We start from the raw sequence: 22,530 nt of genomic DNA on the forward strand, positions 1-22,530 counted from the left end.
GCCCCCACGCGGGGCGCCGCACCCGCCCACGCCTGGCCGCCTGATGGGCGGCCTTGGCGGCGCTCCCCGTGCCGGCCCACCGCCCCGCCGCGGTCCCCTTCCGATCGGCCAAGCGCTCCGCCGGCCAACGCCCCTTCAGTCTCAACCCGGCTGGTGCCGATCGTGTAAGCGCTGGAGGACCGCTGGTCCCCAGCCCACGTGAGCCAGGAATCGGGGTCTGAGGAACATCCATGTCAGATCGTGCGCTAAGCCTCCGTCGGCCCTGGTTGGCGGCCGGAGGGTTGTCAGCGACGGGACCGGTCTGAAGTCGTCCCCCAGATAACACCCCAATATCTGCGGTAGCTTGATCCGTCACCTGCAGTGACGTTCTCCGGCGGCTGCGCGAAGCGGCCCTGTTATCTGCGGCAAGGGGAAAACGGTGCCCACGCTCGTTCAGTTGCCGACCGGGAAGACGGTGACCGTCCGGACGGCGGCCGACCTGTTCCTCGACTCGCTCGGCAACCCGAACACCGTCCGGAACTACGGCATCGCCGTCGGGAAGACCTAAGAGCGCCTCGGCGAGGGCCGGCCGCTCGCCTCGGTTGAGGACGCCGAGACCGGTGAGGCGCTGGAGCTGCTGTGGGGCCGCTCGGCGGTGAACACGTGGAATGCCCGCCGCGGCGCCGTGCTGTCCTGGATGGGCTGGTGCTCCGAGCGCGGGTACGAGGGCCCGAAGGTCCCAGCCTGGACGAAGCGGCTGGCGGTGCCGGACTCCGAGACCCCGGCCCGCTCGAAGATGGCCGTCGACCGGCTGATCGCCCGGCGCGAGGTGCACCTCCGGGAGAACACCCTGTGGCGGATGCTCTACGAGACCTCGGGCCGGGCGGAGGAGATCCTCGGCGTGAACATCGAGGACCTGGACTTCGCCGGGCGCCGCTGCCCGGTCAAGGCAAAGGGCGCCCGGACCAAGGCCCGTCGCCGCGGGCAGGCTCGTGAGGATGACGTGCTGGAGACCGTGTACTGGGACGCTGGCACCGCCCGACTCCTGCCCCGCCTGCTGAAGGGCCGCACCCGCGGACCGGCGTTCGTCACCCACCGCCGCCCTGGTCCCGGCAAGGTCGTCAGCCCACGCGACGTCTGCCCGGACACCGGGTTCGCCCGTCTCTCGTACGGGCAAGCCTGCACCCTGCTGGACGAGCACACCGCGGTACGCGGACCTGGGACAGGCTGGGATCTGCACGAGTACCGCCACTCCTCCCTGACTCACCTCGGCGAGCAGGGCGCGTCGCTGCTGATGCTGATGGCGAAGTCTCGGCACAAAAAGCCGGAAAACGTCCGACGCTACTTCAAGCCGTCCCCGGACGCGATCGCCGAGCTCACCAGCCTGCTCGCCCCGGGCGACAGCCGCCGCTGAGTGCGCAGCGGTTGGCCGGGGCGACGACTGGCCTGCTGGTGCTACACGATGCGGCCGTGGGTTCGGACGGGAACGCCCAGCCGGTCGCCGACCTTGGTGAGGACGTTGGGGCAGAAGTAGTTCCAGCGCAGGCGCGTGATCCCACCGTCGGCCGTCTCGACGCGAAGGACGTCCTTGACCGCCTCCGTTAGAGGAGTGAAAGGCCTGGCTTTGCAGGCCTATGCGAGGGGTCCGAGGTTTCCTTCCAGGACGGTCTGAATGATCTGGGGCCGGTCCCAGAGAGCCAGAATTTCGTTGGCGATGGCCACGACGGGCAGGGGGTCTTGGTCGCCGTACGCCTTGATGGACGCAGCCGACAGGCTCCGGGGGACGGCGCCGGCATCCAGAAGGACACGCCAATCCTGCGGGCCGAGTTCCAGAAATTCCAGACTGGTGAGCTCGGCGATCTCCAGCGGGTCGGCGAGCGTACCGGCGTACGCGGCGAGGGTGCGCAGGCGGGGCAACCCGATGACCGGGGCGAGGCTGAACGGCGCGCCGTCCCACACCCCGATCGAGAGGACTTCCAGGCCGGGGTGGGCGGCTTCCCGGACGCTCTTGATGCTCGCGTGGTTGACGTGGGCCACGAGCGGTGGCTCCTCCCTGCGGTGCCGGCGCTCGTGCGTCTCTCGGTCCAGGACCCAGTCGGTGAGCGAGTCGGCCAGCAACACGGCGCCAACGCTCTCCTCGTGGCTGATCAGGATGATCTGCCCGGTGTGTCCGCGCGGGCCGGGCGTCAGGTCGACCGCCAGCTGGTCTCCTCCGCCGTTCTCGCCGAATACGATCCACCCGGGTGACCCGACGACGCCCTGTACCGCGGCGTCGGGGCTCGTGACAACCGCCTCCATGGCAGCGTGCTCCCAGCGGCAGTGGCGGGTCGAGGCTTCGGCGGTGTACAGGTCGTCCACGGAGGAGAGTTCGCAGCGCACCGCTTCGAAGACACCGTCCGCCGTCTCGTAGTCGTCGCCCCAGTCCTCCCAGCGTGCCCGGGTCACCCGGTAGAGCACCTTGAGTTCCTCGGGCAGGCAGACGCCCAGGCGTGTTTCGGCGGCGGCGATCTCCTCCTCCGTCGCGCCGATCGCGTCGGGTAGCCGGTCCCTCAGCGTCCGCTCCAGCAACTCCGGGTCCGCTGAGGAGGCCAGCCTCGCTTCGTGCGTCGGATCGGGGAGGCGGCGCCAGGGCTCGGGAAGGGAGTCTTCGATCAGGATGAGTGCACCGGGATGAGGGTTTCCGATCCCGGGTTCCACCGCTGGGCTGGGGCCGAGCAGACGAAGCACGGTCGTCCCGGTCGGTTCGATCTTCGCCGAGAACGAGACGTCGTCGACACCAACCTCCGTCATCGCGGTCTGCACCCGCTCCACCGCGTCGAGCTCGTCTTGTATGTCCTCGGTCTGGAGGGCTCGACCGGACGGTGGCACCGGGTGCGGGAGGGCCAGACTCCAACCGCTCCGTCCGATGCGACCCGCCACGCGCATGGGCTCGGCACCGGCCTTGTCCGCCTTGGCGGCCCGCAAGAGCCTCAGCACAGGCTGCCAGGTCGCGAAGTCACGTATCGATTGCCCGGGGAGTTTCTGAGTAGCCATGCGCAGACCGTACGCGGGGCGGCTGACACCCGGTGTCACATGACGCAGGGCTGCTCGCAAAGGCAACAGTCGGACTCGCAATCCATGGATCGGAGTCACCGCGTACGGCCCGGTCCGACTTTCCGCCCGATCGCCTCGCGTCGGCGCCTACTCCTCGTCGGAGGCAGCGTTCTTGTCCCGCAGGGGCCGCAGGCCGCCGGGCAGGTTTGGGAGCTGGAAGGAGTACCGGCCCAGCATGTTGACGTGGTGCCGCACGAACGGGGAGAGGCGGGCGACGTCCTCGTCCCGAACGTCGAAGCCGTCGGCGCTGAGCTGGGTGACGGCGGCGTCCATGTACCGGGTGTTGAAGAGGACCAGGGCGTTGAGGACGAGTCCGGGCGCGCCGATCTGGTCTTCCATGCCGTCCTGGTAGCGCTGGTAGAGCTGTCCGGCGCGACCGTGGAAGATCTTCCGGGCGAGTGCGTGCTGGCCTTCCTGGAGGTTGGCCTGAACCTTGATCTGACGCCGGTAGCCGGGCTCGTCGGCCAGGCGCAGGATGTGCAGGGTCTTCGCGATCCGCCTGTAGTGCGCGATCGCGTCGCCGAGCGGGGTCGGGCGCCCGTCGCGGGAGAGCATCCGGATGACGTCGTAGGCGCGGACGGCGCCGGTGTGGATGGAGCCGATGATCCGCAGGATGTCCTCCCAGTGCCGCTCGATGCGGGTGAGGTCGACCCGGCCGCGGGCCGCGTCCTGGAAGGCGCCGTAGTCGGCGGCGCGGTCGATGCGCCACATCTTCTGGTCCGGCAGGTCCGCGAGCTGCGGGGCGTACGCGAACCCGGCGAGCGTGAGCAGGCCGAAGACGATGTCGGAGTAGCTTGCGGTGTCGGTGACGATCATCTCCGGGCGGCGGCCGCCATCGCGGTCGTAGAGCACGTCGAGCACGTACAGGGAGTCGCGCGGGGTGCCGGCCACGACCTTCCCGCCGAGCCCTGCGGCTTGGTCGTTGATCATGTTGAGCCAGGTGGCGCCGCCCCGGCGGCCCAAGTACTTCGGGTTCGGCCGCGCGTACACCGAGGGGGCCGGGACGACGAACCGCATCCCGTCGACGGAGGCCACGAGCCCGCCGCCCCACGCCTGCGCGAGGCCGATGGACGCCTGGTGCTCGATCAGAGTGGCGTTCGCCGCCCGGTACGTCGCGAGGCGCAGGTAGGTCTGGTCGACGTGGGACAGCCGCCCGTACTTCAGCGCGTCGGCCCCGCCGATGACCGGGGTGTAGCCGACGTTGCAGCCGTGGGCGACCAGGAGCGCGGCGATCGTGACGTGCAGGTCCTTCAGACGGGGTCCGGCGCCGGTGACCGAGGTGAACGCCTGGTCGGCGCCGGTCCAGGAGAACACCTCCAGCAGCACCTCGGGCAGGTCCACCCGGGGCAGCATCGCGTTCACCGCCGCCCGCAGGTCCAGCAGGGAGGCCGGTTCGGGCTCCGGCTCCAGGGCGGCGAAGTGCAGTCGGCCGTCGTCGTCGAAGACGATCTGCGCGCTGTCCGGCAGCCGCCCGGCGACCTCCCGGTACGTGCCGTCCAGCAGCTTCGCCCGCGGGTCGCCCCACTTCGAGGAGTTCTTCGCGAACACCTGCTTGCTCCGCAGCATCCGGTGCAGCTGCTCCAGCACGCAGAAGGTGTACGCCTTCCAGTCCACTGTGCCCGGCTCCAGGTGCGGGGCCGAGAGCACCAGGCGCCGCCACGAGCCGGCCAGCAGGCCGTTGTCGATCTCGGCCGGACCGACCTTCTTGCGGCCCATCAGGTCCGGCAGGGACTTGAGCGCGTCCAGAACGGCCTCGCCCTCGGGGGTGGCGCCGAAGTCGACGACCTTGACCAAGAGCTTCAGGAACGGCCGGACGGTGCCGAACCGGCTGACCAGCATGGACCGCCACGCCTCGTCCGCATCGGAGTCGAGCGGCGGCGTCAGCTCGAACAGCGCGGCGATCGCGGCAGCCAGCTCGTGCCGGGGCACGACCGCCTCGATCCGCTCCCACATCGCCTCGAAGCTCTCGACCTGCGGGCCGGTCACCTCGCCGGTGTCGGTGTCGACCAGCTCGCTCGTGGTGTCGAAGACGACCTGGAACGCGGTCGCGAGCTTCGCCGAGGCCCGCTCGACCCGCGGCAGCGTCTTCATCTTCTCCTTGACCGTCTCGCGCTCCGCCTTGGCCAGCAGCTTCGTCGCGATCAGCACCTCCAGTAGGTCGAGCGCGTCGTCGACGGCCCGGGTCGTCAGATAGGCGGTGGTGGCAAGCAGCGTTGCCAGACGGCGGGAATCGCCGTGACGACGCAGCAGCGACGCCTTGCCGTCCACGCCGTACCTCGACAGCTCCGCCAGCCGCCGCGGCGGGATCGCCGAGACATCGAGGTCGCCCATGCCGAGGCCGGCGATCTCCTCGGCGCGCTGAAGCGCCCACTTCATCTGCGGCCCGGACACGCGCACCGGGCCGCGCCGCAGCCGGTCCAGTTCCGAGACCCGCTCGCCCGGCGACACCGTCAGCAGCGAGTCCAGCACCGCCCGCTGCCCGGTGTTCAGCAGCCCGTACAGCGTGTCCCACAGCCGCTGGTTCGCCGCCTCCCGCACCGTGCCCACCAGCCGGGCCAGACGGCTCACCCCCGGCAGCAGCACCCGCCCCTCGCGCAGCCAGCCCGCCGCCGCGTCGAACAACGCCTTCGGCCCGTCTCCGGTCGTCCACGCCCGCGCGTCCAGCCAGACCACCAGCTCCTCGCGGACCTCGGCGAAGTCCCGCCAGCCCCCGGACTCCTGGATCTCCCCGGCATGCGTGCGGGCCGTACCGTCCCGCTCGCCGTACAGCTTCAGGCACGAGGCGTCCGCGATCTCCAGCTGCTCGGCCAGGTACTCGGCCACCTCCGCTGGCACCTGCCGCGGGTCCGGCATGAACCGGCCCAGGAACCGCACGCTCGTGAGTTGGACCGCGAACCCGAGCCGGTTGTGAGCCCGCCGCTTGGCCTGCACCGCCTCCCGGTCCGCGTCGTCCAGGAAGAAGTACCGCTCCAGCTCCGCCCGCGAGGGCACCTCGTAAAACGTCCCGTACCGGGCCGCCTGCTCATCCGTCAGGAACTCGACCGCCACAACAGCTCTCCGAAGATCGATAACAACGACCCACGAAGGCTCCGACGCCCAGTCACCCCAGGTCAAAGGACCAATCAGCCCTGAGACGGCTTAGCGCACGATCTGACACGGATGTTCCTCAGCCCCCGAATCCCCGCCCTTCAGGACGGGGAGGATGTCAATCCCCCGGTTCGGCCAGGTGCTCACGCCGCCACTTCGGGTGCCGCTCGTAGATCTCGACCCACTGGGACCAGGCAGGGTCGGTCAGCATGATGGCGAGGGCGTCCTCGGGGCTGCACCGCCCGGGGCCGAGCACCTGGCGGGTGATGACGACGGCGACCGGCGGACCCACCTCGGCGGCCAGCCGCTTCTGCAGACCCGCCATGCCCTCGCGGTCGTGGACGCCGCGGTACTCGGCGAGCCAGGGCGCCATCCACCAGGCCCGCAGGGCGGCGCCCTGCGGGGCGGCGTCGAACGTCGGGGCCAGGGCCGTGGTCAGGCGGCGGCCGTACGCGGTCGCGTCGCCGCCGAGCCGGGGGTACTCCGCCGCGAAGTGCCGCCACTCCACCTCCGGCACCAGGTCCCCGAGCGCGTCCGCGGTGACGGGGTGCAGCGCGTACCAGCCCTCGGCGTCGAGGAAGACGTCACGCAGCACCTCCGGCCGCAGCCGGCAGGACTCGGCGAGCAGCACCGCGTCGTACAGGTCCTTGCCCTGCGGATGCCTGTCGCTGACCAGCCACATCAGCTTCCACGCCAGCGACAGTTCCGGGGAGACCCCGAGCACCGCGGCCTGCGGGCCGTCCGCCGACAGGGCGGGGAGCGGGAAGCGCTCCGGCGGCGTGGGCAGCCGCTCGTTGAAGACGACGTCGAGCTGGACGATCCCGCCGGGCAGCCCGTCCGCCGTCCAGGGCAGGACGAGCCGGCGCCCGGGCACGCGGTCGTACGTCCAGATGTCCTCCGCGACCGCGTCCGCGGCGGAGATCCGTACCGGCCCGGACGCGGAGACGTGCCCGGCCGCGCGGGCGATGCCCTCGAACAGCCCGGTCGTGCGCGGCTCCTCGATCCGCCACTCCCGCGGAACGACGACGAAGTCCAGGTCGCCGGGCTCCCGCGCGGCGTCCCCGAACCAGGCGCGCAGCAGCCTGCTGCCGCGCAGCACCAGATGCTCCGCCCACGGCGAGTCCGCGACGGCCGCGAGCACGAGGTCCGTCGCCCGGCGGCGGGCCTCAAGCCAGCGCGCCTCCACCCCGGCGTCCGGGAAGTGCGGGTCGGCCGCACGGTACGCGTTGGGGTACTGCTGCAACGCCGGGTCGAACACCGGCCGCTGCACGGCCCGCGCGTCCTGGACGGCCCGCAGTGTCAACGGCACGCCCGCCCGCAACCGTTGCCGGTGGTCGAGCGGCGCCTGCGGCACCTCCGTGGCCGTCCAGTCGAAGCGCTTCCACGAACGGTCCATGGCGCGGCCCCCTCTTCTCCGGATTCCCGTCGCCGGGTCCAAGCCTCACGAACCGCCGCGTCCCCCCGCAACTCCGTTCCGCTCCGCGGCGCCGCCGTCCGGTTGCGCGGCGCAATGATCGGTGACGTCGCGCCGCGAGCCGAGTACCGTACGCGCAATGCGGATCCTGCATCTCTCCGACACCCATCTCGATCGCTTCGGTGCGCCGAGGGCGGGTGGTGTCAACGCGAGGGAGTCGCTGCGCGGTCTGCTGAACGACCTGGAGCCGGTCGCGGACATCGACGTCATCGTCATCAGCGGCGACATCGCCGACGACGGGTCGCTGGACGCGTACATCTCCGTGCGCGACATCGTCCGGGACTTCGCCCTGCGGCGGCGGGCGCCGGTGTTCTACAGCACCGGCAACCACGACGAGCGCCGCGCCTTCGCGCGGGCGCTGGGCAGCGGGCACCTGCGCCCCGAGGGCGGCAACCACGCCCGGGCGATGCTCACCTCGCCCGCCGGGGAGCGGGCGGCCGTGAGCCTGGTCGACGGCTTCCGCTTCATCACCCTGGACTCGCTCGTGCCGGGCATGGGGTACGGCCTGCTCGGCGGGGCCCAGCTCGACTGGCTGCGCGAGGTCCTGGCCACCCCGGCCCCCATGGGCAGTGTGCTGGTGCTGCACCATCCGCCGATCGCGCTCGACGTCGAGGTGCAGCACGCGCTGGGACTGCGGAACGCCGGCGAGCTGGCCGACGCGATCCGCGGTACGGACGTGCGGCTGATCCTGTGCGGCCACTTCCACCTCCAGCTGTCCGGGCACCTGGAGTCGGTGCCGGTGTGGGTGACCCCGGGGGTCGTCGGGCGGGTCGACCTCACCGCGCCGCCCGGTACCGAGCGCGCCGTCCGGGGGGCCTCGGCCACCCTGGTCCAGATCGGCGCCCACGGGGGGCCGTTGTTCCACACCCTCCACGCACGCGACCCGAGGGCGGGCGAGACGATCTACGAGCTCGACCGGGAGCAGCTCCGTACGATCATCGACCGGCTCGGGCCGAACGCCTGGACCGCACCCGGGAACTGACTCCCGGAGGACTCGGCCTCACCGCACGTCACGGCGCGAACACCCGCCGCGGCGAACGAAAGGGAAATCCCCGGGGAATTCGGTCCTGTTCGAGGACCCGGATCACGCCAACTTTGTTCGCAACAGCAAACGCTGACCCTCGCACGCCCCAGGGCCCCGCGGCACCCCGTGCCGCCGTCCGCCCGGTGACCGCGACGGCGGACCCCCGGTGACGCCGGAGCCGGGCCGTGGCCGGAATCCACCCGCCCCGACCGGCCCGCCGATAGTTATTACCCACGGGTAGTAGCGTCGACTCCAGCGCGCAACACACAACTGGTCCGATCGACCGAACCTGCCCATGCACGGTGAAACGCCGGGAAGACCAACGGAGTTGTTGTCCGATGCCAGTCTTACAAGCACCCACGGACGAGCGCGCCACCCACCGCGGCGGCGACGCCGCGGTGACCTGGACCGCCCGCCTGCGGACGGTCGAACAGGACCCCTTCTTCTTCGACCACCCCCTCGACCACCTGCCCGCGGCCCTGCTGATCGACGGGGCCACCGAACTCGTCGAGCGCATCGCCGGGGCGGACGCGGACTCCCGTCCCGCCTGGCGGGTCCACGCACTGGAGCTGGAGTTCGGCCGCTTCACCGAGAAGCACCTCCCCGTGGAGATCACCGCACGTGCCCTGCCCGGGACGCCCGGCGGGTGGCGCGTCCACTGCCTGCAGCAGGACCGCGCGGTCTGCGACGGACGGATCCACGCGGTGGCCGTCCCGGCCCCGGGGAGCCCGGGCGCCGTGGGACTGCCCGGACCGCGGGCCGGCGAGGACCGGGGGCCGCGCCGGGACACCATGGTCGCCCCCGAACTGGTCCACCGCCACCGGCCCGAGAACGTCCTGCTCGCCGGCTACCGCAACCACGGCCCCGGCGGCTACAGCGCCGAGTTGCTCTCCCCGCCCCGCGGTCACCATCTGCGCGCCCGCTCCCGCGGAACCGGCGTGGAGCTGCGATCGCTGACCGAACTCACCGAGGCGGCACGGCAGTTCGTGACGCTGCTGGGCCACCAGTCACGCCGGGTGGACTTCGACCGCCGCTACGTCGTGGCCTCGCTGCGCGCCGCCACCGCCCGTCCCGTACGCCGCGCCGAGCGGGTCCGGCTGTGGACGGACTCCCTGCCCCCGGTCTGCGGCGGTGACGTCCGCGTCCGGTTCAGCGCGAGCGGCGGTCCGGTCGGCGAGGCCCGCTTCAGCGGGTACGCGATGTCCCCCGCCGCGTACCGCAGGCTGCGCGGCGCCTCCGCGGGAGGCACCCGATGACCCCGGATGCCGGGACGGGCACCCGCCCGGCACCCCCGCCGCGGCACGAGCGCCGCCCCCGCCTGGAGAGTCTCTTCCCGCCCGCCCTGTTCGCCGCCGGACTGGTGGCCCTGGGCTGGGCCCTGATCCGGGAGGGCGGCCACTGGTCCGAGCCCCGGCACCGCGCCCAGGCCGTGGTGATCGGCCTCTACCTGCTGTGGACCCTCCTCGAACTGCGCGTCACCTTCCGTGCCGCCCCGCGGGCCGGCGGCGGCGACGACCGCGGCACCATGCAGTGGTACGGGGCGGCCCGCGGCGCAGTGGTGGCCGCCGCCCTCTTCGTGGCGCCCTGGTGGCAGGGCTGGGGGCCCGGCCAGTGGTTCGCGACGGCCGTGTTCGTCTGCGGTGCCGCGCTGCGCCTGGCCGCGATCCGCCGGCTCGGCCGCTTCTACTCGCACAAGGTGCGCACCCTCGGCGACCACGAGGTCGTGACCGACGGCCCCTACCGGGTGGTGCGCCACCCCGCCTACAGCGGCATGGTGCTGGCGCACGCGGGCTTCGTCGGGGTCCTGGCCAACCCGCTGAGCGTGGCCGCGTTCCTCGCGCTGCTGCTGCCCGCCGTCGTGCTGCGCATCCGCGCCGAGGAGCGGGCCTTGGCCGACCTGCGCGGGTACGCCGCGTACGCCCGGCACCGCAAGCGGCTGATCCCGGCGGTGTGGTGACCGTGACCGTGACCGACGACAGGGGCCGGCGCGCCCGCCGGCGTCCCAACGCCCTCGTCCCGCTGCTGGACGGGAAACGGATGACCGCCGACGACTGCGGGCACAAGTTCGCGCGGCTCGCCCGGATGCGCGAGGCCGGACTGACCGTGCCCGCCTTCTTCGTCCTGCCCGCGGACTGGCACCGCGCCCTCACCCGGCCGCTGCGCCCGCGCATCGACGCCCTGCTGCGGTCGACGGACTTCGCCGACCCCGCCTCCGTCCGGGCCGCGGCCGCCGGGATCCGCGAGCTGTACGCCGGCGCGCCCCTGCCGCCGGAGGCCGAACGGCGGCTGCTCGCCGCCTTCGACGAGGTGATCGGCCCCGGCGCGCCGGCCGCCGTACGGGCCTGCACCGTGGGAGTCCACGGGGAGGACTCCGCCGAGGACCCCTTCGCGGGGCTCAGCGACAGCTTCCTGCAGGTGCGCCGCGCCGCGCTCGTCGACCGGGTCCGGGCCTGCTGGGCCTCCGGGCACAACGCGGAGGCCCTGCTCTACCGGCACGCCCGCGGCCTGCCGGTGGACTCCGGCGGCACCGGCGGCGTCGCGGTCGCCGTCGGCGTCCAGCGGATGGTGCCGGCGGAACGCTCCTTCGTGATGTTTACCTGCGATCCGGGGACGGGCGCCGCCGACACCCTGATCGCCGCGGGCCTGGGCCTGGGCGAAGGCGTGGTGCAGGAGAAGGTCGGCGTCGACCACTACTTCCTGCGCGGCCCGGAGCAGCGGCTGGAGCGCGTCGTCGCCACCAAGCCCGAACGCCTCGTCCCCGACCCGCGGCGCCCCGACGCCGGACCGGTGCCGCAGCCCGTGCCGCCGGAACTGCGCGACGCCCCCGTCCTCGACGACCCGCTCGTACGGGAACTGGCGGCCCTCGGCCGCACCGTGCAGAAGCTCTTCGGCGGGCGGCCGCAGGACGTCGAGGGCGCCGTCACCGCCGACGGACGGGTGCACCTCGTCCAGTCCCGCCCGGTCGCGGTCGACCTGCGGCTTCGCCGGCTGTGGAGCAGCGCCAACGTCACCGAGAGCTTCCCCGGACCCACCACCGCGCTGACCTACTCCTTCGCGCAGCGGTTCTACCGCACGATCTTCCACGACCTGTACCGCAGGCTGGGCGTGCCGGCCCGGACCCTCCACGACGACGAGCCGTACCTCGAGCGCATGATCGGCCTGCACCGCAACCGGATCCACTACGACCTGGAGTCCTGGTACCGGCTGCACGGCCGGCTCGCCGTCTTCCCGTGGTTCCGCGCCTCGTGGGAGTCGATGATGGGCCTGGCCGAGGGCAGCGGCCCCGCCCCGGCGCCCGCCCCCTCCCCCGTGCGGCTGGTCCGTCCAGTGGCCCGGGTCGTCCGGCTGATCGCCGGTCACCACCGGTCCATGACGGCCTTCGAGAAGTGGTGGGAGGCGCTGATCGCCGATCGCCGGGGCGCCGACTGGTCGGCCGTCGATCCGCTCGCCCGCATCCAGGACCACCGCGAGGTGTGGCGGCAGGCCGGCAACCACTGGGGCGTCACCCTCCTCAACGACTCCGTGCTCGGCGCCACCGCCGGCATCACCGGCCGGCTGCTCGCGCGCTGGGCGCCGCACGAGGGCCCCGGCCTCCTCAGCGACCTGCTCTGCGGCGACGAGTCCAACCGCAGCAGCGAGGCGGTGATGTCGCTGCTGCGGCTGGCCGGAGCCGTACGCCGGGACCCGCGGCTGTCCGCCGCCCTGCGCTCCGGCCCGGAGCCGGGCCCGGAGCTCTGGCGTGCCGTACGGGACGGCGCGTTCGGGCGGGAAACACGGGCGGCCGCCCTGGAGCACCTCGACCGCTACGGCGACCGCGGCCTGCACGAACTGAAGATGGAACGGCCCAACCTCCGCAGCACCCCCTGGACGCTGCTGCGGATGGCCGGGGAGCACGCCGCCGGCGGCCTCGACGGGCCCGCCCTGCGCGCGGCCGAACTACGGGTGCGCGCCGCGGCCGAGGAACGGCTGGCCGCCGCGCTCGGCGCCCGCTCGCCCCGGCTGCGGCTGGTGCGCGCGCTGCTGACGGCCCTGCGCCGGGCCATCACCCACCGGGAGAACTCCCGTTACTTCCGCAGCGAGCTCTTCGGCTACAGCAAGGCGGTCTTCGCCTCGCTGGGCGAGGACCTGCACGCGCGCGGGGTGCTGCGCGACCCCGGCGACGTCGTCCACCTCACCCAGGACGAACTGTTCGGCTGGTACGACGGCAGCGGGGTCAGCGGCAACCTCCAGGCGCTCGCCGACGTCCGCCGCGCCGAGTACGAGGCCCCCGGGCCGGACCTGCCGCCGGGCTTCACCACCCTTGGCCCGGTCCGCGACCGGCTCCCCGGCGGCCCGGCGGCGACGACCGCCTCCGCCTCCGGCGGGCACGGCGACGGCGACGGCGACGGCGAACTCTCGGGGCTGGGCTCCAGCGGCGGGGTCGTCCGCGGCACCGCCCGCGTCGTCCTCGACCCGTTGCGGCCCGTCGAACCGTGCCCGGACATGATCCTGGTGGCCCGGGAGACCGACCCCGGCTGGCTCTTCCTCATGCTGGGCGCGCGCGGGCTGGTCGTGGAACGCGGCACGCTGCTCTCGCACACCGCCATCACCGGCCGCAAGTTCGCCATCCCCACGGTCGTCGCCGTCTCCGGTGCCACCACCGTCATCCCCAATGGCGCGCTCATCGAGATGGACGGCTCCACGGGGCGCGTCAAGATCCTCGCGCCCCCGCCGGACCGGGAGGGGGACCGATGAGGACGGCGACCGCGCTCTTCCGTTTCACCGTCCAGGTCTTCACCCCGTACGTGTACGTCCCCTACGCCACGCTGTGGGTGCTGTCGCTGGAGGCCGCCGCCGCGGCGGCGACCCGCACGCCCTGGCACCCCGGCGCCGGCACGGCGGTGCGCTGCGCCTCGGCCGTCCTGGTGCTCTTCTGGCTGCGGGTGGTCGACGAGCAGAAGGACCTCGACTACGACCGTGCGCACAACCCGGACCGCCCCCTGGTGCGGGGCACGGTCACCGTCGCCCAACTGCGGTCCGCGATGGGCGCCGTGGCGCTGCTCCTCGTCACGCTGAACGCGGCGCTGTCCCCGGTGTCGCTGCTCCCGCTCACCGCCTGCCTCGCGTACTCCTGGCTGCTGGTGGTGCTGGAGCGGTGGTCCCCCCGGCTCCGGGACGGCGTCCTGCTCAACCTCGCCGTCACCCACCCGGTGCAACTGCTGCTCAGCGTGTACGTCTACGTCTCCCTGACCGCCTCCACGCCCGTGCCGGCCCGCTGGCACGCGCTGCCGCTGCTGCTCGTCCCCGCCTGCGTCTTCCTGCACTTCGAGTTCGCCCGCAAGACCCGCTGGCGGTCCGAGCCCGGCTCCCGGACGTACTCGGGCGTCATCGGCCCGGTGCCCAGCGCCCTGACGGCGCTGGGCTGGGCGGTGCTCGCCACCGTGCTGGCCGCGGCCCTGCTGCGCGACCCCCGGGCACTGCTCCCCTGCGCCCTGCTCGCCCTGCCGGTCATGGCGGCGCTGCGCTTCCTGCGCCACCGCACGGCGGCCTGGCCGGTGCCCGCGGCGATGGCCTTCGTCGTCGGCTTCCTGTCCGCCCTGCTCACCTCGGCGTTGCTCATCCAGTCCGCGGCGCCCGGAGGCCCCCGATGACGACCCTTGGCGACCGGCAACTCCGCCGCCACCGGGCGGAGTTGCCCTGCGTCCCGTCGGCCCTCCGGGGCTCGGCAGCGCCCGGCTGCCCCCGCCATCACACCGCCGCCCGGCCGGCGTGCTTCCCCGCCGCCCCCGGAGGCCCGCGATGACGACCGCCGCCAACCACCAACCCTGCGGCCCGCGACCGGACTTACGGCCACCGGGACACCGCCGCCCATCCACGGCCCCGCCCTGCGCCCTGCAGGTCATGGCGGCCCTGGGCTTCCCACGCCACCGCAACGCCGCCCAGCCGATGCCCGCGGCGAGGGCCTGCGCCGTCGGCTTCCCGTCCGCCCCCGGAGGCACCCGATGAGGACCGTCCTGCTCACCGGCGCCGCCGGCTTCACCGGCCGTGCCGTCCACCGCCTACTCCGCCGCCAGCCGGTGGAGTTGCGGCTGCTGACGCACCGCCGCCCGCCCGTCGCCGACCCCGCGGCCCGCCTCGTCCACGCCGACCTCGCCCGCCGCGGCACCCTGCACGGCGTCTGCGACGGCGTGGACACCCTGCTCCACCTGGCCTGCACCGTGGACGAGGAAGATCCCCGGGCCTGCGGCCTCGTCAACGACCGGGGCACCGCCGCCCTGGTCGCCGAGGCGCGGCGTGCGGGGGTGCGGCGGATCGTCCACCTCAGCACCGCCGCCGTCTACGGCGACGGACCGCACCGCGGCGCCGCCGAGGGCGACCTCGTCCCCGCGCCGGTCTCTGCCGTCAGCCGCTCGCGGCTCGCGGGGGAGCGCGCGGTCCGGGCCGCCGGGGGCGTCGTACTGCGGCCGATGTTCGTGTACGGGCCGGGCGACCGATGGCTGGTCCCACAGCTCGTGCGCACCCTCACCGCGCTCCCGGTCTCCGTCGACGGGGGCCGGGCCCTGCTCTCCCTGGTCGCCGTCGAGGACCTGGCGGCGGCGATCGCCGCGCTGGCCGTGGCCGACTGGGGTCCGGTGCCCGGCGGGGAGGTCCACCACGTCGGCCACCCGGAGCCGGTCGCCGTGCGCGACCTGACCGCGGCGCTCACCGAGCACCTGGGCGTGCCCGCCCCCGCGGCCGACCTCACGTACGACGAGGTCCGCGAGCTCCTCGCCGGGCGGCCCCGTGACCTGCGCCACCTCACGCTGTTCGGCCAGGACCACCACTACGACAGCGGCCGCGTCTGGCGGCGCACCGGACACACCCCGGGAGCCTTCGCCACCCGCTTCGCCGCCGCCGCGCCCTGGTACCGCGCCCACCTCGCCCCGCTCACCCATCTCACCCATCTCGCCCCTCTGGCCCCGCCGGCGGCAGCGACCGCCGGCCCGACGGAAGACGGGACGCCGTGACCCCCATCCCCACCACCGCGACCGCCGGCGCGCCCTCCACCGTGCGGCGCGCTCCCGAGGCCCCCGGTGCGCTGCCCCTGCTCGGCCACGGCCCGGCACTGCTGCGCCGGCCCCTGCAGTTCCTCGGCTCGCTCCCCGCCGTCGGCCCGGTGGTCCGCATCCGCCTGGGCGGCCTGCCCGCGTACGTCGTCAACGACGCCGAACTGGTCCGCGCCGTGCTGGTCGGCGAAGCGGGCCGGTTCGACCAGGGCGTGCTCATCGAGAAGGTGCGCCCTCTGCTCGGCTCCGGCGTCGGCACCGCCGACGGCGCCGAGCACCGCAGGCTGCGCCGGCTGATGCAGCCCGCCTTCCACCGGGCCCGCATCGCCCGTTACGCGGCCACCATGACCGCCGTCGCCGCCGAGCGCACCGCTGCTTGGCGGCCGGGCGGGATCCTGCGCGTGGACGAGGAGATGAACGCGCTCGCCCTCACCACCGTGGCCAGGGCGCTGTTCTCCTCGGACCTCGGCGCGGAGGCCGTCGCCGAGGTGCAGCGCTCGCTGCCCGTCGTCCTGGACGAGATCCCGCGCCGCTCCATGCTCCCCGACGCCCTGCTGCGGCTGCCCACCCCCGCCAACCGGCGCTTCGACCGGGCCGTACGGCGTCTGCGCTCGGCGACCCGGCACGTGGTGGAGGCCGCCCGCGCCGACGGCACCGACCACGGCGACCTGCTCTCCGTCCTGCTGCTCACCGCGGACGAGGGGACCGGGGAGCGGCTGACCGACGACCAGGTCCACGACCAGCTGGTCAACATGCTCGTCGCAGGCACCGAGACCACCGGCGCCACCCTGGCCTGGGTCTTCCACGAACTCGCCCGCGAGCCCACGGTGGAGCGCCGGCTCCACGAGGAGACGGACCGGGTCCTCGGCGGGCGCCCGGCCGTCTTCGAGGACCTGCCCCACCTCCCCCACACCCGGCGCGTCGTCCAGGAGGCCCTGCGCCGGTACGCGCCGTGGATCATCCTGCGGCTCTCCCCGGAGGAGGTGCTCCTCGGCGACGTCGCCGTCCCGGCGGGCGCGACGGTGCTGTTCAGCCCGTACGTCCTGCACCACCTGCCGCAACTCCACCCCGACCCCCTCTCCTTCGACCCCGACCGCTGGCTGCCCGAACGCGCCGCGCGCCTGCCCAGGGCCGCGTCCATCCCCTTCGGCGCGGGCGGCCGCCAGTGCCCGGGCAACGTCTTCGCCCTCACGCAGGCCGTCATCCAGGTCGCCACCGTCGCCGCCCGGTGGCGCCTGTGCCCGGCGGACGCCGGCCCGCACGTGCGCGAACTCGCCCGCGGCGCGGTCGTCCACCCCACCGCGATGCCGATGCGGTGCGTGCCCCGCGAGGACGCCCAGGTGGAGACCCTCCCGCTTCCGTAAAGACATCCCCATGCAATGGTCCGTTTTCCCGACGTACGGGAGATGGGTGAACCGGAGCGTGGGGCGAGCCGTACAGGCTTGTCGGTGGCCCAAGCTCCTCCAGCGGGGGTCGCCCCCATCACTGTGGCTCGCTTGGAAGGAACTTCGGGTTGTCGCTCTCCAGCGCTCATCAGCGACCGGTAACGGACCAGGCGGACACGACGGAGCAACCACCCCCGGGCGACGCTCCGGAGGAGGAGGCGGCGGCGGAGACCGAGCCCGAAGCGAAGCAGGAGCCCGAGCCCGAGCCCGAGCCCGAAACGGAGGCGGCTCCCGCCCCCGACCTCGGGGCGGACGACGAGCAGGCCCACGAGGAGGCCCCCGGCGAACCGGCTCCCGCCGCGGGCAGCGCCCTCGCCCGATGGCGGGAGCGGCACCCGGACGTCACCCGCGCCGTGTCGTGGAGCCTCACGATCCTCGCCGCCGCCCTGGTGCTCTTCGCCTTCCTGATGCCCGACCGGCTCCCCTACCTGACCGCCTCCCGCTTCGTCCGCGTCCCGGCGGAGCCGATCCTGCTGGCCGCCCTGCTGCTCGTGCTGCCGCCCAGGCCCCGGCGCGTGGTGGCGGTCCTCAGCGGGGTCCTGCTCGGCCTGCTGGTCGTCCTCAATTGCGTGGACATGGGCTTCTACCAGACGCTGCAACGCCCGTTCTACCTGCTGTTCGACTGGCCCCTGTTCTCCGACGGGCTGTCGTTCCTGAAGGACTCGGCCGGGGCGACGACCGCGTACGGCGCCCTGGCCGGGGCCCTGCTCGCCGTCCTCGCGCTCCTCGTGCTCATGCCGCTGGCGATCGTGCGGCTGTGCAAGGTGATGGTGCGGCACCCCTCGGTGGCACGCCGCGGCACCCTGGTGGCCGGCGTGGTCTGGATGACGTGCGCGACGCTCGGCCTCCAGGTCTCCGGGCTGAACTTCGCCGCCAAGGACGCCAGCCTGCGGGTGCGGGGCCAGGTGGACATGGTGCAGCAGGGCCTGGCCGACCAGAAGGTGTTCGCCAAGAAGGTGGCCAACGACCCGTTCGCGAAGATCCCGTCCGACCGGCTGCTGTCCGGGCTGCGCGGCAAGGACGTCATCTTCACGTTCATCGAGAGCTACGGCCGGGACGCGGTCGAGAACCCGGCGATGGCGCCGGACGTCGACGCGGTGCTGCGGGGCGGCACCAAGCAGCTCGCCGACGCGGGCTTCTCCGCCCGCAGCGGGTGGCTGACCTCCCCCGTCACCGGCGCGGGCAGCTGGCTCGCCCACACCACCTTCCTGTCCGGGCTGTGGGTCCCGGACCAGCAGCGCTACCGCTACGTCAGCTCCAGTGACCGGATGACCCTCACCAGTGCCTTCAAGCGCACCGGCGACTTCCGGACGGTCGGCATGATGCCCGGCGTCACCCGGGCCTGGCCGGAGGGCAAGTTCTTCGGCCTGGACCACATCCACGACTCGCGCACCATGGGGTACCAGGGGCCCAAGTTCAGCTGGTCGCCGGTGCCCGACCAGTACACCCTGTCGGCGTTCGAGCGCCTGGAGCACGGGAAGGCGTCGAACCAGCCGATGATGTCGGAGATCATCCTGGCCTCCAGTCACAACCCCTGGGCGCCGATCCCCCACATGATCGACTGGGACCAGGTAGGCGACGGCTCGGTCTACGACGCCATCAAGAAGGAGGGCAAGGACCCCAAGGAGGTCTGGAAGGACCCCAAGCAGGTGCGCCAGGAGTACAGCAAGGCCATCCAGTACTCGCTGACCAGCCTCATCGACTTCGTGACGAAGTACGGCAACAAGAACACCGTGCTGGTCTTCCTCGGCGACCACCAGCCGGTGTCGACGGTCGTCGGCGTCAACGCCAGCCGGGACGTGCCGGTCGCGATCGTCGCCCACGACCCCAAGGTGCTGGACCAGGTCTCCGACTGGGGCTGGAGCGACGGGCTGCAGCCCGAACACGACGCGCCGGTCTGGCGGATGGACGCCTTCCGCGACCGCTTCCTGACCGCGTTCACCTCCCGACAGCCTTAGCGCTTCTCCCCGTCGCCCCCCGTACCGCCGGGGGGCGACGGGACCGCCGGGAAGGGGCCGGGAAGGGGCCGGGAAAACCGGCTGCCCCACGATCACGGGCCTGATAGCGTCACCGTGCAGTGACGACCGAGGAGGTGAGACCCATCAACGCTGTAACAGGCCGGGTGCTCCCCTCCCGCACGGCTGCGCGGACCCTCTGACGCAGGTGTCCCCGGGAGTGCCCGAAGGCATCCCGAAAGGCATCGAGCCATGCGCTTCCTCTCGGAGACGACCGCGAACGGCGTCTCGGAACACCTCTTCGTCCTCGGCGACATCACCGGCGTGCTCTGGTCCCCCGCCGACGCCCCCGCCGACGCGGCGGGCGACCGCCCGCTGATCCTGCTGGCCCACGGCGGCGGCCGGGACAAAAAGGCCCCGGGCCTCCTGGCCCGCGCCCACCACCATGTGACGACCGGCGGCTTCGCGGTCGCCGCCATCGACGCACCCGGGCACGGCGACCGCCCGCGGACCGCCGCCGACGAGGCCGCCGCGGTACGCATCAGGGAGGCGGTGGCCTCGGGCGGGCCCGTCGCCCCGCTCATCGCGGCCCACAACGCGGCGCTGGCCACCCGCGCCGTCCCGGAGTGGCGGGCCACCCTGGACGCCCTGCAGGCCCACGGCCGTGTCGGCCCGGACGCCCCGGTCGGGTTCTGGGGCGTGTCGCTGGGCACCGCCGTCGGCGTACCGCTCGTGGCCGCCGAACCCCGGATCACCGCCGCCGTGTTCGGGCTGCTCGGTCACCAGTCCCTGGCCGGGACGGCGGCCCGGATCACCGTCCCGGTCCGCTTCCTCCTGCAGTGGGACGACGAGCTGGTGCCGCGGTCGTCGTCCCTCGCCCTCTTCGACGCCTTCGCCTCCCGCGACAAGACGCTCCGCGCCAACCCGGGCCGGCACATGGAGCTGCCCACGTCCGAGGTGGAGAGCGAACAGCGCTTCTTCGCCCGCCGTCTGGTCCGGGACCACCCCGGCGCGCGACAGGCACAGCACTGACCCTCCGGGCCCCCCGGTACCGCGCTTCCCCCAGCACCGCCGAAAGGAACTCCGCCATGCCCGTTTTCCCCTCGTACGACGGCACCGAGCTCGCCTACCACGTCCTCGGCTCGGGCCGCCCGCTGCTCTGCCTGCCCGGCGGGCCGCAGGACTCCGTGTACCTCGGTGACCTCGGCGGCCTGTCCGCGCACCAGCAGCTGATCAGGCTGGACCTCCGGGGCACCGGCCGGTCCGCGATGCCGCGGGACATCGCCTCCTGCCGCTGCGACCGGCTCGTCGACGACGTCGAGGCCCTGCGCGAGCACCTCGGCCTCGACCGGATGGACGTGCTCGCGCACAGCGCGGGGGCCAACCTCGCCGCGCAGTACGCGGGCCGCCATCCGCACCGGGTCGGCAGCCTCGTCCTCGTCACGCCGAGCGTCCGGGCCGTCGGCCTCCCCATCACGGGCGGCCTCCGGCGCGAGACGGCCCTGCTGCGCCGGGACGAACCGTGGTTCCCGGAGGCGTTCGCGGCCCTGGAGGCGATCGTGGCGGGCGAGGCCACCGCCGAGCGGTGGCAGGCCGTAGCGCCGTTCTCCTACGGCCGCTGGGACGAGGTGGCGCGGGCCCACCAGGCGGCGGAACGGGAGCAGATGAGCGACGAGGTCGTATCCGCCTTCGGTGCCGAGGGCGCCTTCGACCCGGACGGCACCCGTGCCGCGCTCGCCGGGCTGGCGTCACCGGTCCTCCTGCTCGCCGGGCAGGTCGACCTCGGGGCGCCCCCGGCCACGGTCGCCGAGTTCGCCGCGCTGTTCCCGGACGCCGGGCTCGTCGTCCAGCCCGGGGCCGGGCACTTCCCCTGGCTCGACGACGCCGGCCGCTTCGTGACGTCCGTCGCGGCGTTCCTGAAGGGTGAGGACGGGCTCAGCACCTCATGACGTCCGGCGCCGGCGGCACGCCGACCGCACGGCGCGGGCCAGGACCGGAGGGACGAGGTCCTTGGCCAGGCGGCGGGCGGCGGAGGCCCGTTCCCCGAACGGGGACGGGTACCCGTTGACCGGCTCGTGGCGGGAGACCGGCAGAGCCGGGGACTTCGCCTTCGTGCCCCTGATGCGGATCAGGGGCACTCCCGCCACCTGGTCCACGGCGTGCCACAGGTCCTGGCGCGTCCTCAGCCACCGCAGCAGCTCCTCGCGGACCTGCTCCGGATCCCCCCAGGTGCCGTAGAGCTTGGTGCTCGTGACCACGACGGGCTTGAGTCCGACCGTCGCCACCGCCGCCCACACGGCGGCGGCGACTCCCGGGCAGTGCTCGCTCCGGAAGTCGTCGAAGGCCGCGATGCCTTCCGGGACGAGCAGCTCGCGGGCGGCCGCGATGTCGCCGGAGACGTGCTCGTACAGATGCGACGCGTCGACGTGCACGAAGCGGCAGCTCCCGGCGCCGACGTGCGAGGTGATCACCGATGTGGGGGCCTGCACCATCGTGGGGAGCCGGTCGTGGAACGACAGGTAATTGGCCTCGAACGCGCGCCGGGTGAGCGTCGCGTACGCCGAATTCATCTCGGCGCTGTTGGGGTCGTCCACGGCCGGGGAATCCCACAGGTCGCACACCGTGAACCGCTCCCCCTGACGGAGGTAGCCGCCCATGAAGATGGCGCTCTTCCCCATGTAGGCACCGAGTTCCAGCAGGTCACCCTGGTGTTCGAGGTTGCTCTGCCGGCGCAGGAACCAGTCGAAGAGCAATTGGTCGACCGGCCAGAACCAGCCTTCGACGTCGGCGAACCGCTGCGGCCGGGGAATCGCGTCCGCGGTCTCTCCCGAATGTGGCATGAGCTTCTCCCTGGAGAAGGTGGTCCGCCGAACTGGACGCGAGGATATCGATCTCCGGCCGGAATCCCGGGGAGGCCGTGAGGCGAGGGCGGGCGCACTCGGACCGGAGGGCGGTGCGTCACCACCAGATGACGACGTATCCGTCGCCGCCCGCCGAACCCGGAGCGTCGGTGTCGCTGCCGCCGTCGCCGCCCTCGCCCGCACCGGGCGGAGCGGGCTGGACGACGCCGTCCACCGCGGGGCGGCCGCCCTGACCCGGGGCGCCGGGTGGCGGGTTGCCCATCCCGCCGTCCGCGCCCATGCGGACGGTGCCCTGCCCGGGACAGAAGCCCGTGCCACCGCTGCCGCCGAGGAGCAGCGACGCGCCCCCGCCCCCACCGGCCGACACGACGCCGCCCAGGTTGTTGTCCACTTCGGTCGGCGTCCCTGGAGCACCGTTGGCCGCGCCGGCGCCACCGGCGCCGCCGGCGCCGACGTCCACCGCGACCGGTGTGGTCACCGCGGCGGGGGGCACGAACACACCGTCGTCGTCGAAGTCCACCAGGCCGTGGGCGGCTGCGGTTCCGGGCGGCCCCTGAGGCCCGGCGGGCCCCTGGGGACCTCCCGGT

General features: G+C 73.4%; 15 protein-coding genes and 1 pseudogene. 11 read left to right on the top strand and 5 right to left on the bottom strand.

The window, feature by feature from the left end; genetic code table 11:
• Positions 1-418: 418 nt before the first annotated feature.
• Positions 419-1,393 (top strand): annotated as a pseudogene (locus ABZ312_RS34730) (site-specific integrase).
• A 218-nt stretch (positions 1,394-1,611) separates the two neighbouring features.
• Here the strand turns inward: ABZ312_RS34730 and ABZ312_RS34735 are convergent.
• The 3 genes from ABZ312_RS34735 to ABZ312_RS34745 all read right to left on the bottom strand — a co-directional run bounded on the left by ABZ312_RS34735 (position 1,612) and on the right by ABZ312_RS34745 (position 7,555).
• Complete coding sequence (locus ABZ312_RS34735) at positions 1,612-3,012, bottom strand: SMI1/KNR4 family protein (RefSeq protein WP_500439481.1); 1,401 nt, start codon at positions 3,010-3,012, stop codon at positions 1,612-1,614.
• Positions 3,013-3,159: 147 nt separating this feature from the next.
• Complete coding sequence (locus tag ABZ312_RS34740; protein ID WP_500439455.1) at positions 3,160-6,120, bottom strand: Tn3 family transposase; 2,961 nt, start codon at positions 6,118-6,120, stop codon at positions 3,160-3,162.
• Between the two features lie 157 nt (positions 6,121-6,277).
• The gene (locus tag ABZ312_RS34745) at positions 6,278-7,555 is read right to left on the bottom strand and encodes a nucleotidyl transferase AbiEii/AbiGii toxin family protein (RefSeq protein WP_500439456.1); all 1,278 of its coding nucleotides are present in this window, start codon (positions 7,553-7,555) and stop codon (positions 6,278-6,280) included.
• 157 nt (positions 7,556-7,712) lie between these two features.
• Here ABZ312_RS34745 and ABZ312_RS34750 point away from each other — a divergent pair, with 157 nt between their 5' ends.
• The 10 genes from ABZ312_RS34750 (at position 7,713) to ABZ312_RS34795 (ending at position 21,031) form a co-directional block, all read left to right on the top strand.
• Positions 7,713-8,615, top strand: coding sequence for a metallophosphoesterase family protein (locus ABZ312_RS34750; protein ID WP_500323753.1), 903 nt, complete (start codon positions 7,713-7,715; stop codon positions 8,613-8,615).
• Positions 8,616-8,995: 380 nt separating this feature from the next.
• Positions 8,996-9,913, top strand: a complete 918-nt coding sequence (locus tag ABZ312_RS34755; RefSeq protein ID WP_500323752.1) for an AfsA-related hotdog domain-containing protein — start codon at positions 8,996-8,998, stop codon at positions 9,911-9,913.
• Positions 9,910-10,614, top strand: coding sequence for a methyltransferase family protein (locus tag ABZ312_RS34760; protein WP_500323751.1), 705 nt, complete (start codon positions 9,910-9,912; stop codon positions 10,612-10,614). Before ABZ312_RS34755 ends, ABZ312_RS34760 begins: the two co-directional genes overlap by 4 nt.
• 8 nt (positions 10,615-10,622) lie before the next feature.
• On the top strand, positions 10,623-13,391 hold the full coding sequence (locus ABZ312_RS34765) for a PEP/pyruvate-binding domain-containing protein (protein WP_500439457.1): 2,769 nt from the start codon (positions 10,623-10,625) through the stop codon (positions 13,389-13,391).
• Positions 13,388-14,287 carry a UbiA prenyltransferase family protein gene (locus ABZ312_RS34770; RefSeq protein ID WP_500439458.1) on the top strand — a complete coding sequence of 300 codons (900 nt, stop codon included), beginning with the start codon at positions 13,388-13,390 and terminating at the stop codon, positions 14,285-14,287. Before ABZ312_RS34765 ends, ABZ312_RS34770 begins: the two co-directional genes overlap by 4 nt.
• A gap of 351 nt (positions 14,288-14,638) precedes the next feature.
• Positions 14,639-15,643 carry an NAD-dependent epimerase/dehydratase family protein gene (locus ABZ312_RS34775; RefSeq protein WP_500439460.1) on the top strand — a complete coding sequence of 335 codons (1,005 nt, stop codon included), beginning with the start codon at positions 14,639-14,641 and terminating at the stop codon, positions 15,641-15,643.
• Positions 15,640-17,046, top strand: a complete 1,407-nt coding sequence (locus tag ABZ312_RS34780) for a cytochrome P450 (RefSeq protein WP_500439461.1) — start codon at positions 15,640-15,642, stop codon at positions 17,044-17,046. The genes ABZ312_RS34775 and ABZ312_RS34780 overlap by 4 nt, the downstream gene beginning before the upstream one ends.
• Before the next feature lie 149 nt (positions 17,047-17,195).
• A complete protein-coding gene (locus ABZ312_RS34785) occupies positions 17,196-19,085 on the top strand; it encodes an alkaline phosphatase family protein (protein ID WP_500439462.1) in 1,890 nt (629 codons plus the stop codon).
• A 249-nt stretch (positions 19,086-19,334) separates the two neighbouring features.
• Positions 19,335-20,114 carry a dienelactone hydrolase family protein gene (locus ABZ312_RS34790; protein ID WP_500359834.1) on the top strand — a complete coding sequence of 260 codons (780 nt, stop codon included), beginning with the start codon at positions 19,335-19,337 and terminating at the stop codon, positions 20,112-20,114.
• Positions 20,115-20,170: 56 nt separating this feature from the next.
• On the top strand, positions 20,171-21,031 hold the full coding sequence (locus ABZ312_RS34795) for an alpha/beta fold hydrolase (RefSeq protein WP_500323744.1): 861 nt from the start codon (positions 20,171-20,173) through the stop codon (positions 21,029-21,031).
• Here ABZ312_RS34795 and ABZ312_RS34800 read toward each other — a convergent pair.
• Together ABZ312_RS34800 and ABZ312_RS34805 are read right to left on the bottom strand one after the other, a co-directional pair.
• Positions 21,026-21,922, bottom strand: a complete 897-nt coding sequence (locus ABZ312_RS34800; protein WP_500323743.1) for a class I SAM-dependent methyltransferase — start codon at positions 21,920-21,922, stop codon at positions 21,026-21,028. The genes ABZ312_RS34795 and ABZ312_RS34800 overlap by 6 nt on opposite strands.
• Before the next feature lie 118 nt (positions 21,923-22,040).
• Complete coding sequence (locus ABZ312_RS34805) at positions 22,041-22,463, bottom strand: hypothetical protein (RefSeq protein ID WP_500439463.1); 423 nt, start codon at positions 22,461-22,463, stop codon at positions 22,041-22,043.
• Positions 22,464-22,530: the final 67 nt, after the last annotated feature.

The sequence above is a fragment of the Streptomyces sp. NPDC006207 genome (genome assembly GCF_040613835.1).
In the GTDB taxonomy this organism is placed as follows: Bacteria; Actinomycetota; Actinomycetes; order Streptomycetales; family Streptomycetaceae; genus Actinacidiphila.

Excerpts from the sequence above, each read along its gene's own strand:
- ABZ312_RS34750 (WP_500323753.1), top strand. The coding sequence starts at position 7,713 with ATGCGGATCCTGCATCTCTCCGACACCCATCTCGATCGCTTCGGTGCG.
- ABZ312_RS34745 (WP_500439456.1), bottom strand. The coding sequence starts at position 7,555 with ATGGACCGTTCGTGGAAGCGCTTCGACTGGACGGCCACGGAGGTGCCG.
- ABZ312_RS34795 (WP_500323744.1), top strand. The coding sequence starts at position 20,171 with ATGCCCGTTTTCCCCTCGTACGACGGCACCGAGCTCGCCTACCACGTC.
- ABZ312_RS34790 (WP_500359834.1), top strand. The coding sequence starts at position 19,335 with ATGCGCTTCCTCTCGGAGACGACCGCGAACGGCGTCTCGGAACACCTC.
- ABZ312_RS34760 (WP_500323751.1), top strand. The coding sequence starts at position 9,910 with ATGACCCCGGATGCCGGGACGGGCACCCGCCCGGCACCCCCGCCGCGG.
- ABZ312_RS34770 (WP_500439458.1), top strand. The coding sequence starts at position 13,388 with ATGAGGACGGCGACCGCGCTCTTCCGTTTCACCGTCCAGGTCTTCACC.
- ABZ312_RS34755 (WP_500323752.1), top strand. The coding sequence starts at position 8,996 with ATGCCAGTCTTACAAGCACCCACGGACGAGCGCGCCACCCACCGCGGC.
- ABZ312_RS34800 (WP_500323743.1), bottom strand. The coding sequence starts at position 21,922 with ATGCCACATTCGGGAGAGACCGCGGACGCGATTCCCCGGCCGCAGCGG.
- ABZ312_RS34775 (WP_500439460.1), top strand. The coding sequence starts at position 14,639 with ATGAGGACCGTCCTGCTCACCGGCGCCGCCGGCTTCACCGGCCGTGCC.
- ABZ312_RS34735 (WP_500439481.1), bottom strand. The coding sequence starts at position 3,012 with ATGGCTACTCAGAAACTCCCCGGGCAATCGATACGTGACTTCGCGACC.